Annotated in this window: 15 protein-coding genes; 8 read left to right on the top strand and 7 right to left on the bottom strand. The window is 42.7% G+C overall.

The genetic code is table 11. The annotated features are described in order from the left end of the window. The 8 genes from NH399_RS19740 to NH399_RS19705 form a co-directional block, all read left to right on the top strand. Positions 1-1,499: non-ribosomal peptide synthetase (locus NH399_RS19740; RefSeq protein ID WP_253042912.1), on the top strand; the 1,499-nt coding region annotated here is incomplete at its 5' end. Next, positions 1,492-2,475, top strand: a complete 984-nt coding sequence (locus tag NH399_RS19735) for a TauD/TfdA family dioxygenase (protein WP_253042911.1) — start codon at positions 1,492-1,494, stop codon at positions 2,473-2,475. The genes NH399_RS19740 and NH399_RS19735, both read left to right, overlap by 8 nt. 15 nt (positions 2,476-2,490) lie before the next feature. Next, positions 2,491-3,741 carry a phenylacetate--CoA ligase family protein gene (locus tag NH399_RS19730; protein ID WP_253042910.1) on the top strand — a complete coding sequence of 417 codons (1,251 nt, stop codon included), beginning with the start codon at positions 2,491-2,493 and terminating at the stop codon, positions 3,739-3,741. A 2-nt stretch (positions 3,742-3,743) separates the two neighbouring features. Then, positions 3,744-4,958: an aminotransferase class V-fold PLP-dependent enzyme gene (locus tag NH399_RS19725; protein WP_253042909.1), complete on the top strand. Its 1,215-nt coding sequence runs from the start codon at positions 3,744-3,746 to the stop codon at positions 4,956-4,958. 50 nt (positions 4,959-5,008) lie between these two features. Next, complete coding sequence (locus NH399_RS19720) at positions 5,009-5,986, top strand: TauD/TfdA family dioxygenase (RefSeq protein ID WP_253042908.1); 978 nt, start codon at positions 5,009-5,011, stop codon at positions 5,984-5,986. Between the two features lie 128 nt (positions 5,987-6,114). Beyond that, complete coding sequence (locus NH399_RS19715; protein WP_253042907.1) at positions 6,115-7,371, top strand: efflux RND transporter periplasmic adaptor subunit; 1,257 nt, start codon at positions 6,115-6,117, stop codon at positions 7,369-7,371. Between the two features lie 24 nt (positions 7,372-7,395). Next, the gene (locus NH399_RS19710; RefSeq protein WP_253042906.1) at positions 7,396-8,133 is read left to right on the top strand and encodes an ABC transporter ATP-binding protein; all 738 of its coding nucleotides are present in this window, start codon (positions 7,396-7,398) and stop codon (positions 8,131-8,133) included. Between the two features lie 13 nt (positions 8,134-8,146). After that, positions 8,147-10,546: an ABC transporter permease gene (locus tag NH399_RS19705; RefSeq protein ID WP_253042905.1), complete on the top strand. Its 2,400-nt coding sequence runs from the start codon at positions 8,147-8,149 to the stop codon at positions 10,544-10,546. A 37-nt stretch (positions 10,547-10,583) separates the two neighbouring features. On the opposite strand, the gene NH399_RS19700 is transcribed toward NH399_RS19705, so the two are convergent. The 7 genes from NH399_RS19700 to map form a co-directional block, all read right to left on the bottom strand. Beyond that, on the bottom strand, positions 10,584-10,955 hold the full coding sequence (locus tag NH399_RS19700; RefSeq protein WP_253042918.1) for a thioesterase domain-containing protein: 372 nt from the start codon (positions 10,953-10,955) through the stop codon (positions 10,584-10,586). Positions 10,956-10,972: 17 nt separating this feature from the next. Then, positions 10,973-11,353, bottom strand: coding sequence for a thioesterase II family protein (locus tag NH399_RS19695; RefSeq protein ID WP_253042904.1), 381 nt, complete (start codon positions 11,351-11,353; stop codon positions 10,973-10,975). A gap of 184 nt (positions 11,354-11,537) precedes the next feature. Beyond that, entirely contained in the window at positions 11,538-12,035 is a 498-nt protein-coding gene (locus NH399_RS19690) for a PepSY-associated TM helix domain-containing protein (RefSeq protein WP_253042903.1), read from the bottom strand. Between the two features lie 70 nt (positions 12,036-12,105). Next, positions 12,106-12,573 carry a DUF4920 domain-containing protein gene (locus NH399_RS19685; protein ID WP_253042902.1) on the bottom strand — a complete coding sequence of 156 codons (468 nt, stop codon included), beginning with the start codon at positions 12,571-12,573 and terminating at the stop codon, positions 12,106-12,108. A gap of 186 nt (positions 12,574-12,759) precedes the next feature. Continuing rightward, positions 12,760-13,581 (bottom strand): 2,3,4,5-tetrahydropyridine-2,6-dicarboxylate N-succinyltransferase, encoded by an 822-nt coding sequence (dapD, locus tag NH399_RS19680; protein WP_253042901.1) that lies wholly within the window; start codon positions 13,579-13,581, stop codon positions 12,760-12,762. 18 nt (positions 13,582-13,599) lie between these two features. Further along, the gene (gene glnD / locus NH399_RS19675) at positions 13,600-16,302 is read right to left on the bottom strand and encodes a [protein-PII] uridylyltransferase (protein ID WP_253042900.1); all 2,703 of its coding nucleotides are present in this window, start codon (positions 16,300-16,302) and stop codon (positions 13,600-13,602) included. Positions 16,303-16,368: 66 nt separating this feature from the next. Beyond that, the gene (map, locus tag NH399_RS19670; RefSeq protein ID WP_256489707.1) at positions 16,369-17,181 is read right to left on the bottom strand and encodes a type I methionyl aminopeptidase; all 813 of its coding nucleotides are present in this window, start codon (positions 17,179-17,181) and stop codon (positions 16,369-16,371) included. Positions 17,182-17,307: the final 126 nt, after the last annotated feature.

Genomic DNA, 17,307 nt, shown 5'->3' with positions numbered 1-17,307 from the left:
GCGAGGGTCGTTTGTATCGAACGGGAGACTGGGTACGTTACCTTGACGGTGGTGTGTTGGAGTATGTTGGTCGTGCGGACGAGCAGGTTAAGGTTCGAGGCTATCGTATTGAGCTGGGTGAGATCGAACACTGTGCCATGCAGATGTCTGGCATCAAAGACTGTGTCGCTTTGGTACGCACCAACCGAGGTGGTGATCACCGTATCGTTGCGTATGTTGTTAGTCAGCATGACAAGGATGGGCAAACAGAAACCATTAAGCGTCATCTATCATCAAAGCTTCCTGACTATATGGTGCCATCTTCTATTTTAATGGTTGATCACATTCCATTAACCACAAATGGAAAAGTCGATAAAGATGCGCTTCCTATGCCTGATTATTCGGTGGATGAGAGTTCCTTCAGAGCACCACAAACAGAGACCGAAAAAGTATTAGCAAATCTTTGGGCTGAGCAATTCAGTTTAGCTTTAGACAAAATCAGCGCGACCGCAAACTTCTTTGATATGGGCGGTCACTCACTGATGGTTATGCGTTTGTTGGCAGGTATTCGAAAGCAACTTACATGCACTCTCACCATTGTGGATGTATTTAATCATCCTACGATAGAGGAACTGGCAAGTTGCATTGATTCGCGAGACTCAAGCCTGTCTGATGGCTTCGCTGATGCTGTTGAGGTGGGTGGAGATTGTATTGTTAAGTTGAACGAATCAAATAGTAAGCATAACGTATTTAGCTTCCATGCTGGTGCTGGTACTGCATTTATTAATCGTGACATAGCAACTGGATTGTCAGATGTTGCCAACATCTACGGTTTACAACCGCCACAAATTTATCTCGGTCGACGCTTCGACACTATGAATGATATGGCAGCGTTCTATGTTGAGTTGATTCGTAAAGTGCAACCGAAAGGTCCTTATCATTTATTTGGTTTCTCAATGGGAGGTGCTTTTGCTTATGAAGTTGCAAATCAACTGGTCGCCAAAGGAGAAGAGGTTGGCTATCTAGGGTTATTGGATACGCCTTATCTTTCTTGGCAGCAAGATAACTCTGACAAACCTTGGTACTTCCCCTTACGCCGTGCATTTAGAGGTTATCTGGATGTTGAGCTGGATTTTGATTGGGATAGCCTTGCCCCAATGACTGAAGCAGAAGGATTTGAGGTCCTTAAGTCTGTGTGTATGCAGCAAGACATTACTGTTGAAGGGGTACAGCCAGAAGAATTTATTCGTTACTTCCAGTTCTATTGCGACATGTACTGGATGTATGGGCGTTATCAATCAACAACCACCGAACTTGATATTTCTGTTTTTGTTGCGCGAGGAAAAATTCCTTCAACAGCCAGAGCGAATGAGTGTTTGGATTGGGACAAAGCAACCACGGGTAACGTCACAGTCACACCCGCGGAAGGGGGGCATACCAGTATGTTACTGCCTCCAAATATTGATGGTTTAACTAAAAATATTCGACAGCAACTGATAAAGGAGCTAGGACATGAGTAACTTTGAAAATATAGGCAACATTGAAGATCTTGGCGGCATTCAGTTGTTGATAAATGTTGAGCAGGGCGAGCTTAAACTTAAGGATTGGGCAAAGAAGCATGCTCCTTCGATTAATGAGTGGCTGTCTTCGCAAGGTGCTCTTTTGATCCGTGGTTTAAATATTATGGCGAGCCGTCAGTTCGGTGACTTTTTAACAAATGTATTTGGCAGTGAGTTGTTATCTTATAGCCATCGATCAACACCAAGAACAGAACTTAGAGGGAATGTTTATACCGCAACGGAGTATCACTCTGACCAGTTAATCCAACAACATAATGAGCAGGCTTACACCAATCTTTGGCCCATGAGAATCGGCTTCTTTTGTATGCTTTCTAGCGATCAGGGGGGAGAGACGCCTATTGCTGACAGCCGAGAAATTTATAAAACGATACCAGAGCATATTCGTAACGCTTTCGCTGATAAATGTGTGATGTACGTGCGCAATTTTTCTGAGCTGGATTTGCCTTGGACCGAAGTGTTTTGTACTGAAGAACGTTCTGAAGTAGAGGCTTACTGCAAAGAAAATGATATTCAATTTGAGTGGCTTGCTGATGGCGGGCTTCGTACCAAACAAATATTACCAGCGGTTGTAAAACACCCAGATACTCAAGAGTGGATTTGGTTTAATCAAGCTCATCTGTTTCATGTATCAGCACTAGAAGAAGATATACGACGAGAACTTATCCACTCTCGAGGCAAAGAAAATCTGCCGCGCAACACCTATTTTGGTGATGGTAGTGATATACCGGATGAGTATTTACAGGAGATTCGGGATATTTATCAAGCTAAGAAAATTAAGTTTGAGTGGCAAAAAGGTGATGTCATGTTGCTTGATAACATGTTGTTTAGCCACGGGAGAGAGCCCTTCTCTGGTGAGCGAAAAGTACTGGTTGGTATGTCTGTTCCATGCAGCAGTTCATCATTAACTCAATCATAACGTTGGAACTGAGTAATGCAGAATATAGAAGCGTTCTTAAAAGAAGTGAATTATGCTTACAATAATGTCACGTTCTACAAAGACAAATTAGATAATTTAGGTATAGATCAAGCTGCTTTGAAAGCTGAATCTTATGCCCATGTATTGCCTTTTACAGAAAAGAAAGATTACCGACGAAACTTCCCTAAAGGTGTTTTAGCTAAGGGGTTTTCGCTTAATCATCCAATGTTAAACAAAAGCCAAAGCTCTGGAACAACAGGTGACCGATTAGTTACTTTCGAGGTTGGCATGAATTTGTTGCGTAGAGCTTTGTCGTGTGCAGAAGCCAACCCCATCATTGCTGATGTTTTTGCCAAGCCGGGAAGAAAAATTTGTCGTTATGCCGCGCCTAACTGCTCTGATGTTGAATGTGCAAACCCCCATAGCACAATGGAAGATCGCCTGCTGGCTGATGGTACGCTGGTGCTTCCTGTATACCACGACCTGTTAACAACGTCAGAAGAACTTATAGAGCGAGCTATTAGTGAGATCTATGAGTACAAACCCGATCTTTTTTATGTTGATCCTACACATTTTGCTTTTTTACTCAGAGAGTTTAAAAAGCGTGGGTTGAAGCCACCAAAAGTTCCTGTTATTGCCTCATATTCGGCAGTGACACAAGTGAGCCGACGTCAAATTTGTGAGTTTTTTCCAGCGGAGTATTTTGTTGAGTTGCTTTCTTCGTCAGAGATGGGATGGATTGCAATGGAGTGCCCTCAAGGACATCTCCACCTTAATGAAAATGGCTTTTTCTTTGAGATGATTAATCAACAAGGTGAAGCTGCGAGCAAAGGAGAGCTTGCCGAGTTATGTATTAGCAGTATTGATCAGGGGGCATTGCCTCACATTCGTTATCAAACAGGTGACATGGTGACTTACGTTGATGATACCTGTTCGTGTGGTCATAGTGGGCGACAGATTTTTATGGAAGGACGTTCATCTCAGTTCATCAAGCATAATAATGAGGCATCAATATCACCTTTAACTGTAGACAGAGCGATAGGTGCGCCTGAATGGTTAGACTTATACAAGTTTGAACAAATAGGCAGTGCAAACTTTACTCTTAAAATGATGGTCAACGAACGCTTTAGTGAGTCTGATAAAGAGGTTTTGATTACACGTATCAAAAAGGCTTTTGACGATGATATCAGTATAGAAGCTTCTGTAGTTTCTTACATTGCCTCGGATCGTTCTGGGAAATTTCAATCTGTAAAAGGATCTAAGTAGTGATGAATAAAGATTTAGAGACCATAGACTTTAGTGGTGACTTTCCTGGTTTATCGTATCAAATTGATGGCGAGCCGGTTTTCTACTTGGATAATGCCGCGACGACTCTCAAACCAAAGGCCATGGTTGATGCCGTTAACGAATATTATTTAGGAGTGTCTTCGAATGTTCATAGAGGCAAAAGCTATGCATTAGAAATGGTTTCGAACCGTTATGAAGAGGCTCGTTACAAGGTTGCAGACTTGCTCTCTTGCTCTGGAAATGAAATCGTATTTCTGCGTAATACAACCGAGTCTATTAATCTGGTTGCCAAAGGCCTGCAATTAGATAAAAGCGATAAGGTGATCGTCTTCTCTGACGCGCACCATTCCAATTTATTACCCTGGATGAATGAAGCCAGTATTGAGTGTGTTCGAACAAACCCACAGGGCGGACTTGATCTTGAGCACTACTATGAGTTACTGAAGTCGCAACCTAAGGTTGTATCTATTAATCACTGCTCTAATGTAACGGGGGGTTATTGTCCGCTTGAGTCAATGGTTCGTGCAGCGAAAGACGTTGGCGCTATTGTTGTGGTTGATGCGGCGCAGTCGGTTCCTCATCGGCGAGTTAATGTCAGTGAGTTAGACATCGACTTTTTAACATTTTCTGCACACAAAATGTTGGGGCCCACAGGAGTCGGCGTTTTATTTGGTAAAAAAGCAATGCTGGAATCACTAACTCCTCAATTGTTAGGCGGTGGAATGGTCGACTGGGTCGAAAAAGATCATTTTAATTTGCGTAAGATTCCTCATCGCTTTGAAGCGGGAACTCCTCACATCGCGGGAGCTTACGGCATGGCTGCTGCCATTGATTATCTTAACCAGATAGGTTTTGACAATCTTGAGCATCATGATCGCCAGACCAGCGAGTACATGTTATCTCTGGCGAAAAAAAGAGAGTTCCTGGAAATTATCAATACAGATGAGTCGGCTGACCGAGGCGCTGTTTTGAGTATGAGTATTCGTGGGCAGAAGGAACTGGATGATGTCGCACGGGCGTTAAGTGATTCGTATGGCATCATCTGCCGAACTGGGCATCTATGTGCACAGCCCTATGTGAGTGATGTTGGGGTTGGTCAAGTATTAAGAATATCGAGTTACTTTTACAACAAAAGAACTGACATCGATCGATTTTTCGATGCACTCGATGAGATCAGTACTTATATGTTTTATTAAGGCATAACTGATTATTGTAAGTTAAAAAAGTATTGGTAGGAGAGCAGAGTATGAATACAACGACCACTAATGAGGTTGTTCTGGATATCGAAAAGTATTTCTTCGATGAAGAGAGCAAACTGCCTATTGTGCACGAGGCCCGTTGTTCTTCTGAAAACCTGGAGCATTATTACACGAATAATAAAGCGAATATTAAGAGCGACTTGTTGGAGTACGGTGCCGTTCTGTTTAGAAATTTTGATGTAAGAACATTAGATGCATTTGATGAATTTGTTGGGTGTGTTATAGACAAAGTAGCTCCCTATTTAGGAGGGGCAACACCAAGAAAAACACTGACTAAGTCGGTATCTACATCAACAGAGTTTCCAAGAGAACAAGAGATTAAATTGCATAATGAGTTGTCTTATGAAAGATTTGTCCCTCCCTCATTAATGTTTTGTTGTTTAAAAGAACCTGAAACAGGAGGCCAAACTCAAATCGCAGATGTCAATAAAGTGTTTGGGTATATCGATCCTGAGATAATTGAAGCCTTTGAAAAACATAAAGGGTGGAAGTTGATAAGAAACTTCGGAATGGGTTTTGGGCCGACGGTCGCCGATGGATTTGGAACGACGGATCTTGATGTGATTAAACAAGATTGCCAAAGTCGAGATGTAGATTTACAAATCATCAAAGATGATTTGGTAAGAACAACACACGTCAGAGACGCGGTGAGTGCTCATCCAGTAAGTGGTTTGCCACTTTGGTTGAACCACATTGTATTTTGGCACCCATCAAGCTTATCCAGTGATTATCGTGCCTATATGTCTCAAGCTTTTTCACCAGAAGAGTTCCCTTACAATACATTTTTTGCGGATGGCGAAACGATACCTGATGAGTATGCCGAAAATATTCGAGAGGCTTATCGTCGTGCAGAAGTCACCTTTGATTGGCGTCCGGGAGATGTTTTATTGGTTGATAATTATCGTGTTGCGCACGGACGAAAGCCTTTTACGGGCGAACGTTTGATTGTGGTTTCAATGGGGTGAGTTTAGACCTCTGTTAAATAGATTTTTTTTAGTTGACTAATTTAGTAATATGGTCTTAAAGGTAATAAAGATGAAGTTTTTATCACGTATAGAGATAAAGAGAGTCGTCGTTTTAATGAGTAGCTTCTATGGATGTCATTAAGCAAAAAAAGACACCTTTTTATAAAAATAAAAAGGTTTTGATGGGGGCTGGAGTGTTGGTGTTAGCAACTATTGGTGTTGCTAGTTCAATGATGAAACTAACACTCCATTCAGTGGATGCTAATACTTTTCGTACCGCTACGGTTCAACGAGGTGATTTAAAAATAAAAGTATCTGCACCGGGTATTTTGGCTCCACGAGATGTTCGTTGGGTTGCTAGTTCGGTTGAAGGCAAAGTTGAACGTATTCTTGTAAAGCCGGGGGCAAAAGTAACAGAAGGAGATTTAATTGTTGAGTTGCTAAATCCTGAGTTAACTCAACAGGTGCAGGAGTTGCGTTGGGAACTCGAAGCCATGGAAGCTGGAACTCGAGCGCTTAAGGAGCGTCAAGACACCCGTTTACTGGATATGGAAGCACAGGTGCTTACCAATCAAATGGAGTACAACAAAGAAAAAATTCGACTGGATGCTGAAGCAAAGCTCATCGAAGGAGGCAATTCAACGATCTCAAAGTTAGATTATGAATCGCGCAGGCTTACTGTTGCGCAGATGGAAAAAACTCTGGAGATGGATACAGCGCGCTCGCAACAGTTAAAAACGACTTTAAAAGCAGAGTATGAAGCGCAGATAGCTTTGTTAAATCGTTTACGTAATCGTCTTAAACGCGCTGAGTTTCAATTGGCTTCGTTGAATGTTAAAGCGCCTGTTTCTGGGGTGTTACAAGCGATGCCTCTAGAACTGGGCCAACGTATATCGTTGGGAGATAGCGTGGCAAAGTTTTCGCGCCAGGGTGATCTTCTTGCGGAGCTTAACGTTCCCGAGTTTAGCGTAAATGATATTTCAATAGGCCAAAGAGTATCTATCGATACACGTTTTAGTCAAATTGATGGACGAGTCATCCGCATCGATCCTGCTGTTGTGGATGGGACTGTACAGGTTGATGTGGAGCTGTTAAGTGAACTTCCGTCAGAGTCTCGTCCTGACTTATCCATTGATGGTGAAATTTTTATTACAGAACGAACGAGCACTTTGTACGTACGTCGCCCAACTTTTTCGCAAGCTAACCAAAAAATGCGAGTGTTTAAGTTGGATAGTGAACGTTCTTATGCCGAACAAACTGAAGTGCACTTTGGTGTTTCTTCGAGCGTGAATATTGAAGTGTTAGGCGGTGTAACGGAAGGTGACGTCATAATCGTATCAGAAGTCAGTAATTTTGAGCGGCATAAAAAAGTAGCCATTAATTAGAATTTAGGGGTTTAGGAGAGAGTTATGAAAACATTGATAGAGTTAAAAAGTTTATCCAAAGTATTTTCTACTGAAGAAGTTGATACCCATGCATTGAGTGATATTAATCTCGAAATTAAAACCGGTGAATATGTTTCAATTTCTGGACCTTCTGGTTGTGGCAAATCAACACTGTTGTCGATTTTGGGGCTTCTTGATGTCGCGACGGACGGTGAATATGTTTTAAATGAAAAAAACGTATCTGGATTGGATGCAAAACAGCGTGCTGCCATTCGAAATATTGAAATTGGTTTCGTTTTTCAGTCATTTAATCTGATCAGTGATTTGACCGTCGAAGAAAACGTTGAGCTACCACTGACTTACCGTAAAGATATTTCAAAAGAAGAACGTCGTAAGCAAGTGCAGGGAGCATTAGAGAAAGTGGATATGTCACACCGAGCTAAGCATTATCCCTCTCAGTTATCCGGTGGTCAGCAGCAGCGAGTGGCTATTGCAAGAGCGATTGTTGGTAATCCTTCTATTATCCTCGCTGATGAGCCAACAGGAAACCTGGATTCTAAAAACGCTGATCAAGTGATGGCTTTACTTGACAAGCTTCATGAAGACGGAGTGACCATTTGTATGGTGACACACGATCCAAGAGGTGCTAAGCGCGCAAAACGAGTTATCGAAATATTCGACTCAAAAATTGTTTCTGATTCATCAGTTCAAGAAGTGCGAGTAGATTCACAAGAGTCTCTGGCAGAAGAAGCTGTGGCATAGGAGTCTGAGTCTGATGTTGGCGGATTTAATGTACACACTGCGCTCGATGAGCCGGAATTTGAAGTTTTCTTTGCTCACGGTGTTTGTTATGACAACAGGGCTGGCCCTGTTCATCTTTATTTACAGCTTTTTGCACAATACTCTTACTTCTCCTCTGCCTTTTGCTGGTGGAGATCGAGTACGTTTGATTCAAGGGATGCAGGTTGATTATTTTCTTGTTCGTATGAATGATTACGAGGAAATGAAAAGCAAGCTATCATCGTTTGATACCTTTGACGCTTATAGCAATGGCACTCGCAATCTAATGACAAGTGATCGGTCAATGCGAGAAAACACCTACTATGTTAGTCCTACGTTTTTCGAAGTGTCTGACGCAAAACCTTTATTGGGTCGTTTGCTAAACGAAAAAGATTTGGAGCCTGCTGCAGAACCCGTAGCTATCATTGGCGAAAGCTTATGGCAAAGACTCTATGCGTCGGATGCGGATATATTGGGTAAAAAACTACGGGTTAACAATGTCCCTCATACTATTGTTGGTGTTATGCCGCAGGCATATCGTTTCCCTCAAACTGGCAATCTATGGTTACCCTTTAAACAGTCCACGGCTGGTGTTGCGCGAGCAAGTGCTCCCTTTGTCAAAATTCTTGCTAGAACTAAACCAGGTATCACTGACGAGAAAGCGCAAGCTGAACTGACACAAATGATGTCAGATATTGAGCAACGCTTCCCTAAGCTTAATGCTGACAAAACCGTCAACATGATCACCTATCAGGAAGCGGCATCACAAAATCAAGAAGAGTTGATACTTGCAATGAAGCTTTGTGTTGCGCTTGTTATGTTATTGGCTTGTATCAATACTGGTAATTTATTGCTTTCTAGAGCATTGGAAAAAAACAAAGAATCTGCAATTCGTTCTGCACTGGGCGCACCAAGACTGAAGTTAGTTGTTCAGGTCATGCTAGAAAGTGCAATAATTTGCTTAGCTTCGGGAATATTTGCCTGCATGATTGCTGCCTGGGGATTGGATATTAGCCTTACCGAACTCAGCAAAATGTTTAGAGGCAGTGAAGCTCCTTTCTGGTGGCAGTTTGACTTAACTTCCAGCAGTTTTATCGTTGCTGGAATTGTTACTCTAGTTCTTGCTGTTGTAACCGGTGCTCTACCAGCATTGATGTCAACTGGAGGAGATATTAATAGTGTATTGCGTGATGGAACTCGAGGGGCGCAAAGCAAGGTATCGTCTTATTTGAGCCAGTTAATCGTGGTTATTGAAGTAGCTCTGTCTTGCGCATTACTAATCTTAGCTACATCTATGGTGTTAACCGTTTACAATAAATCAAAGATGGACTTTGGTGTAGAGTTTGACGGTTATCTATCAGCGCGTATTACTTTGCCTCGCTCTGAATATAATTCTGATTCGAAAATCATGAACTATTTTAGAAGTGTCGAGCAAGAGTTGGAAAGTAATCCGAATGTTGAAGCCGTCTCTTACACAAGAAACTTACCATTTACATGGACCTTAACACCTGAGTTTATGATGGAAGGGGCGGATTATGGTAAGGACCCACAATACCCACTTGTTGAATACGTTACCGTCGCTCGTGATTATTTTGAAACGATGGGGGTTAAGTTATTAGAGGGCCGTGCTTTTGACGCTCGTGATAAAGCGGGAAGTCCACTAGCAGCGGTTGTTACTCAAAGCTTTATTAATCGATATTCTAAAGATGAATCACCCATTGGCAAGCGTTTTAAATTAGTTGGTGGTGATGATCAGTGGTTCACCATCGTTGGTGTTGTAAACAGTGTGGCTCATGTATTTCCATACGGGGATACGATTACCCGGCCGAGTGTGTTTGTAAGCTTAGAGCAGAACCCTGGAAGCACAATGAATATTGTGATCAAGGCCAAAGGTGATCCCAACCTAGTAAGAGAAAGCTTGAGTCAGGTAACCTTTAAAGCAGAACCCAATGCGCCACTATTTAATGTTAGAACGGTAGCGCGATTGAAAGAAAGAGCATTTGCAGACTATAACTTTATAAGTGGAATATTTGTTATTTTTGCGATTGCTTCAACAGTGCTGGCATTCAGCGGTATTTATGGTGTTGTTGCTAATATGATGGTGCAAAAAACTCAAGAAGTTGGAATCAGAAAAGCATTAGGAGCCGATGATGCTCAAGTGTTGATCCACTTCCTCATCAAAAATGGGAAGTTGTTGCTGGCTGGTTTGGTTATTGGCATTCCAATTGGCTATGTTCTCATTAATATGCTGGAAGATACCGACCTGGTCACTATGTCGGTGGGCATTTTTGTAATGATTCCTTTGGGTATTACCCTTATTAGCTTGCTTGCTGTTATTAGTCCTGTCGGGCGAACATTAAAAATGGAGCCCATACTAGCGCTTCGTTACGAGTAAGTACGAAGGGCAAGCCGAAAGCGGCTTGCCCTTTTTATTAAGCGTTTTGCATCAAGTACGCTTTATTTTTTGCTATGTCTGCGACTTTATTAACCACTTGATCTCGGCAGGAATGAATAAAGAAGTGATCTCCTGGAAAATCTGTATAGTCGATCTTCTGGTGGAATAGGGTTTGCCACGCTAAGCAGTCTTTCTCTGATATTTCGATCTCTTCTGTTCCTCTAAAAATGGACGCAGGACACGAGAGTTTGGGAGAGGGAGTATAGCGGTAGGTTTCATTCATCTTAAAATCTGAACGAAGTACTGGAATAAATAATTCCATTAGCTCTCGATTTGTCAAAATTTCGGCAGGCGTGCCATTCATCTTTTTGAGTTCTTCAATAAATTCATCATAGGGAAGCGCATGAATGGGTTTGCGTTTGTTTTCTAAATGAACCGCTCGTTTTGCTGATAATATGATATGTTCTGTTCTGGTTGAACATTTGATATACGATATTGAAGACGTTTAGCGACTTCGTAGCATAAAGTCGCACCATTGCTATGGCCAAAGAAAATGAAAGGCTTATCGAGCAAAGGTAGTATGGTTTTTGATAATTCGTTTGCCATGTGCTCTATGGAGTCAACCAATGGTTCTGTTAGGCGACTGCCTCGACCTGGTAGCTGAATAGCAATAACTTCAAGGAAAGGTAAATCTTTTGCCCAGTCGCTATAGATGGCTGCGCTGCCACCAGCATATGGAAAACAAAAAATTCTCATAGGAGCCAAAGGGTTCGGCATAAAATTAATAAAACTGGGATCTTTGTGCATAGTGAAGTGTTCTAGTGTTGTGATGAGTCACTATCAGAGGAAATATTATATACCCAAAGTATTTCAAAATGCAGGTAGGCGACAAGCAAACACATTTAGATTAACAAGTGATTGGAAGATGTGAACGCAGGCAACAATCCAGCACTGTGAAAGGCGACCGGTATCAACATTATATTGATTAATATTATTGCGAACGGAGCAAAATAAACAAAATAGGAATACTAAAACCACTTAAAACGATGAGGCCTCGTTTTCCCCAGACACCCTTTTTGCCCTTAATCATAAATAGAGCGGATATGGAGAGAAATATCAGTAGCAGAGCAAATAAGTCGGAAAAATAGGTCCAGGCTTCGCGGGCTTCATTCAGGTGAAGAAAGTTCAGGCTTCTTAAGATAGGGCGGACTTCGATTTTTTCAATAATGGCTTGTTCTCGAGCCAGATCAACGAGGATGTTGATGTCATCTTGAGCGAAGATCTTATAGCGATCGGTGGATTCCCAAAAGGTGGTTTTGATTTTGTAGGAAGTGTTTAGCTGTTGCTGAACCCACTGATTCAACTGAGCCGATTCGCGCTGTTGCTGTACGCCCTTGAGTGGGAGAGTTGTATGCACCACTCGATAGTTCGGGTTCCAGTCTTCGATATGGTTAACGGCAATACCTGAGATCGCAAAAACCAGTGTCATTCCTATACAGAAATAACCTATATCACGGTGTAAAGAACGATTAAGTTTGAACCAGTTTATTCGTGGACGTCTAGTCGACAATGGTGACCCCGATGGGTGTCAGCTGATAAATCGTCATGCCTTCTTTTACGGAAGAGGCATCAAAAGGTTCCTTGGCCTCTTTGGCTAAATTTTCCAGATAGGCGATGGTGCGATTTTTATCGAGCTCAATGGCCGTTAGTTGGCCTGTAGCGTAGGCGGTTTTTCCTTTTGAGTTAAAGGGAAAAACCATATCACCGTCTCTTACTTTAATGCGTAAAGTTTGAAACTGTTGATCTGAGGCTAGCTTTACCCAACAACCACGTTTTTTACAGACTCCAATGATGGTGCCTTTGACGGTGACGGACTTATCTAGAAATTGATCGGGTGAGGTTAAAATTTTGGAAATGGGAGTTACATGCTTCATATCGGCGCCGGTGCCGAAGGTTTGTGTCGCTGCCATGGATGACAGACAAATGAAAACAGTCATTATGGTTATGGATTTCATTATTGTTTTCATAGTGAAGCAGCCCCTATATCCTATTGCTCACAGAAGGTGATATTGTCTCATTGTCAAAGAGGTTTCGCCAGCGGTGTTGAGAAATAATTTGGCCAGCTAACTCGAAGTGAAATAAATTTTGGGGCAATAATGTGTTAGAAAGTAGTTTCAGTTTCAAGGGCTGGACCAACCAGCCCTGTCCTGTTATCAGGCCATTCTGAGCAGTTCGTTGATACTCGTTTTAGCGCGAGTACTAGCGTCGACCTGTTTCACTATAACCGCACATGCCAGGCTGTAGCTCCCATCTGATGAAGGCAAGCTGCCTGGAACAACCACGCTCCCCGCCGGAACACGGCCATAAGTCACTTCACCTGTTTCACGGTTGTAGATTTTTGTGCTTTGGCTTAGATAGACACCCATTGCCAAAACGGCGCCTTCTTCAACGATAACACCTTCAACTACTTCTGAACGGGCGCCAATAAAACAGTTGTCTTCAATAATGGTTGGGCTAGCTTGCAAAGGTTCCAGAACGCCACCAATACCCACACCGCCCGATAAGTGAACATTCTTACCGATTTGAGCACAGCTACCGACGGTGGCCCAGGTGTCGACCATGGTTCCTTCGCCAACGTAGGCGCCAATATTGACATAGGAGGGCATGAGTACCACGTTGGGCGCAATATAGCTGCCAAAACGCGCCATTGCTGGCGGTACTACTCGGACCCCAGTTGCTGCAAACTCTTCGTTACTTAATTGATTAAACTTGCTAGGGACTTTGTCGTAAAACTGCGTGAACCCGCCTTCCATTGTTTCGTTGTCATTAAGGCGGAATGAGAGCAGTACGGCTTTTTTAAGCCATTCATTAACAACCCAGTCGCCGTTTTTTTTCTCTGCAACACGAGCTTCTCCAGCGTCAATTTGGGTAAGGGCTTGCTGAACGGCATCGCGTACATCTTGTGGTGCCGATTGAGGAGAAAACTCTGCGCGATTTTCAAAGGCATCGTTAATAAGTTGTTCTAACTGAGACATGAGGTACTCCAAACTGACTTATTTCAGTCGTTCAATAATGGTTTGTTTGATTTTTTCTTGTAGAGATTTATCTACAATGGCCTGTTCGTCAGGAGTGGAGATAATAAAAGTATCTTCCACTTTTTCGCCCAACGTGACGATGCGTGCCGAATGAATGATTATTCCGCATTCCTTAAAGGTTTCACCGATACGTGCAAGTAAACCGGGTCGGTCCAAAACTGTCAATTCTAATTGGGTATAACGGGCATCGTCGAAGTTAGTAAATTTAACTTCCGTCGTGACATCAAATTGCTTCATGCGAGATGAAAGATATCGATTCACTCGCTTTGACATGCCGGATATGTTTTTGAGGTTCTTTTGCAGTAGTTTTTTAATACTTTGAATTCGTGAAGAAGACTGGATCGGGGTGCCATTTTCTTCCAACACAACAAATGTATCGAGGCAATAGCCGTCATTAGTGGTATGCAGTTCTGCTGCTTGAACCCTCAAGTTTTTTTGACTGAGAGTTGCCGTAATGGCTGCAAATAAATCTGCTTGGTCTGTGATGTATATGAAAATTTCAGTTCCGCCCTGATTGTGGTGGCGTTTGATTTCAACCAGAGGGCTTTTACCATGGGCGTGTTTCACAATGGATTCTGCCTGAGACGCGATGCGTTCGACAGGCGAGCTGTTAAAGTAATTTTCGTCCAGGGTCAGCCAGAGAGCTTCTGCTTTCGAAAGGCTCACTTTTCTGTTAGCCAATAAACTTCGAGCTTGGCGTTTCACTTCTTCAATATGTTGCGTGGTTGTGAGAAGCTCTTGCTGCCCCTGCTTTAAGAAGTAGGTGGTGGTTAGGTAGAGTTCTTGTAGCAAAGCGGCTTTCCATGAGTTCCATAGCTTAGGACTCGTGGCTCGAATATCGGCGACCGTCAGAATATAAAGTAAATCCAGTTGCTGCTGGTTTTTAACCTGGCTGGCAAAATTTGATATGACGTCTGGATCAGAAATATCTTTGCGTTGTGCCGTTAATGACATGATAAGGTGAAAACGGACTAACCAGGACACTATCTGCGCATCTTTTTCGTTCAATCCTAACTCTATCGAAAAGTGGTAAGCATCGTCTGCGCCTAATTCCGAGTGATCACCACCACGACCTTTGGCGATATCATGAAATAAACCAGCAAGAAAAATAAGTTCGGGTTGCTCTAATTGTTCCATGATTTTGGCACAGTAAGGAAACTCTTTTGCCTGTTCTGGATCGTTAAAACCAACCAGGTTTTTCAACAAAAACAAAGTGTGCTCATCAACAGTAAATGTATGAAACATGTCGAACTGCATCTGACCAGATATTTTTTCGAAGGCTGGTAAAAATCGAGCCAGTATGCCATTACGTTTCATCAAAAAGAAGGGTCTGTCGCCACTGTGTTTGAGCTTAAAGAAGTCCAGAAATAGCTGTTTATGCAATGGATTATCACGATAGGCCTGGTCGATTAAATGACGGTTATCGCGGATTGCACGCAAGGTTCTTGCCCCAACATGTTTGTTACCAGGCACTTGCGCTGCGACGATAAATGTTTTGAGTATCAGCTCTGGCTTCTTTACAAATAAAGTGTTGTCTTTAATGCGGATACGATCATTTTCTAGTAGAAAGTCATCGTCGATTGGAATTTGGTTTTTAGGTTTTTGTTCTTCAAGTATCGCTTCTTCAAAAACCTGCAATAGCAATTCTGTCAGGTTGCGTACAGTGATGGCAGCGCGAAAATACTTTTTCATTAACTGCTCAACAGCGAGCGCTTCGGGCTTATCTTTAAATCCTAGTTTTTCAGCTACTTTCTTTTGATGTTCGAACAATAATCGATCTTCGCTTCTGCCTGTTACAGAGTGCAACACAAAACGTAAACGCCACAGAAGATGCTGACAAGCCATTAGTGTTCGATATTCTTTAACCGTAAAAACACCTTGATTGGTGAGTGCTTGTAGTGAATCGGAACGAAAGTGGCGTTTAGCAATCCAGCCAACCAGTTGGATGTCTCGTAATCCTCCTGGACTGCCCTTAAGGTTAGGTTCCAGATCAAACGAAGAGCCTTGGTACTTTCGATAACGCGCTTTTTGTTCGGCTACTTTGGCATCAAAAAACTCTTTTACAGGCCACATATATTTGGCTTGAGTTTTTTCGATCAGTTCATCAAAAAGCATAGCGTGACCATCCAGTAAGCGGGATTCCATCAGATTGGTTGCAATGGTGATGTCGCTTTTGGCGAGGCTGATGCACTCTTTGACCGTTCGAACACTTTGGCCAATATTCAGGCCGATGTCCCACAAAAAGGTAATTAGTGTTTGTAACTGTTGCTGAGTCACTTTGTGGTCAGGCTGGGTCAGTAAGATGAGCAAATCAATATCGGAGCCAGGGTGAAGCTCTGCGCGGCCATAGCCACCGACAGCCACCAGTGTGGCTTGTTTATCACTGGTAATCAGTGCACGCCATAAAGCGCACAAAAGTTGATCTACCAATACCGCTCTAGCATGAATTAAATGTCGTATGGCAACGCGATCAGCAAATGCCTGTTCTATGATGTCGCTGCCTTGTTCCAGATAATGCTTACATTGAGTGACCCAGTTATCTTCTGGTTTTTCAGATGCGGCAAAAACGGGCGCTATAGGTAGCTGAATATGCCCCATGTCTCCATTTGACACTAGGGCTGTAGGAGCGCCTGTCGGAGACGAAGTACTGGCTTTTTCCATTCGACATGGATCCTTAGTCGTCGAGTTGAGCGGTATGGTGAATTAAGCAGGCTGGAAACCTTATGATTAAAAGGTTTCCTCTGAACGTTTTGTTAACACCTCTACGCCGTTGGCGGTAACCAGAAGTGTGTGCTCCCATTGTGCTGAAAGGCTGCGATCTTTTGTCACGACAGTCCATTGATCTTTGAGCAGTTTTACCTGACGTTTACCGACATTAATCATAGGTTCGATGGTAAATGTCATGCCTTCTTGCAGAGTTTCGCCTGTGCCTGGTTTACCGTAGTGCAGTACCTGGGGCTCTTCGTGGAATTGTGCGCCTATTCCGTGACCACAGTATTCCTGCACAACGGAGTAGTTATGTTTGTGGGCGTAATTGGAAATGGCATGGCCAATATCACCTAGCTGAACGCCTGGCTTAACCATTTCTATACCCAGGTAAAGACATTCTTGAGTGATTTTTATCAGACGCTCAGACTGAATGCTGGGTTTGCCAACTACAAACATTTTGCTGGTATCACCATGGTAGCCATCTTTGATAACTGTGACATCGATATTAATGATATCGCCATCTTTCAGGCGTTTGTCGCTGGGGATACCATGGCAAACAACATGATTTACTGACGTACAGATAGACTTAGGGAAGCCGTGATAATCCAAAGGTGCAGGGATGGCATCTTGCTCGTTGACGATATAATCATGACAAATTTGGTTCAATTCGTCGGTCGTCACACCCTTTTTAACAAAGGGGCCGATCATTTCCAGTACCTCGGAGGCTAATTTGCCTGCAACGCGCATTTTTTCTATTTCTTCAGGGGATTTGATAATAACGCTCATGTAAAACCTGTATTTGTTTATGTTTTGTTCAAAAAGTGTTCGCAGATGGCACTTTTCATTGTTCTCAATACCTATATATGGTATAAAGCGCGCCCCAATCAGGCAAACCTGTTTGGCAATTAAATTTCACACGCAAATCGACACATGGGTCTGGGTGCCGTTTTTTATCGC

Origin of the sequence: Pleionea sp. CnH1-48, from assembly GCF_024124665.1 — a bacterium.
Classification (GTDB): domain Bacteria; phylum Pseudomonadota; class Gammaproteobacteria; order Enterobacterales; family Kangiellaceae; genus JAMXSB01.
This window is presented reverse-complemented; position numbering and strand designations above follow the sequence as displayed.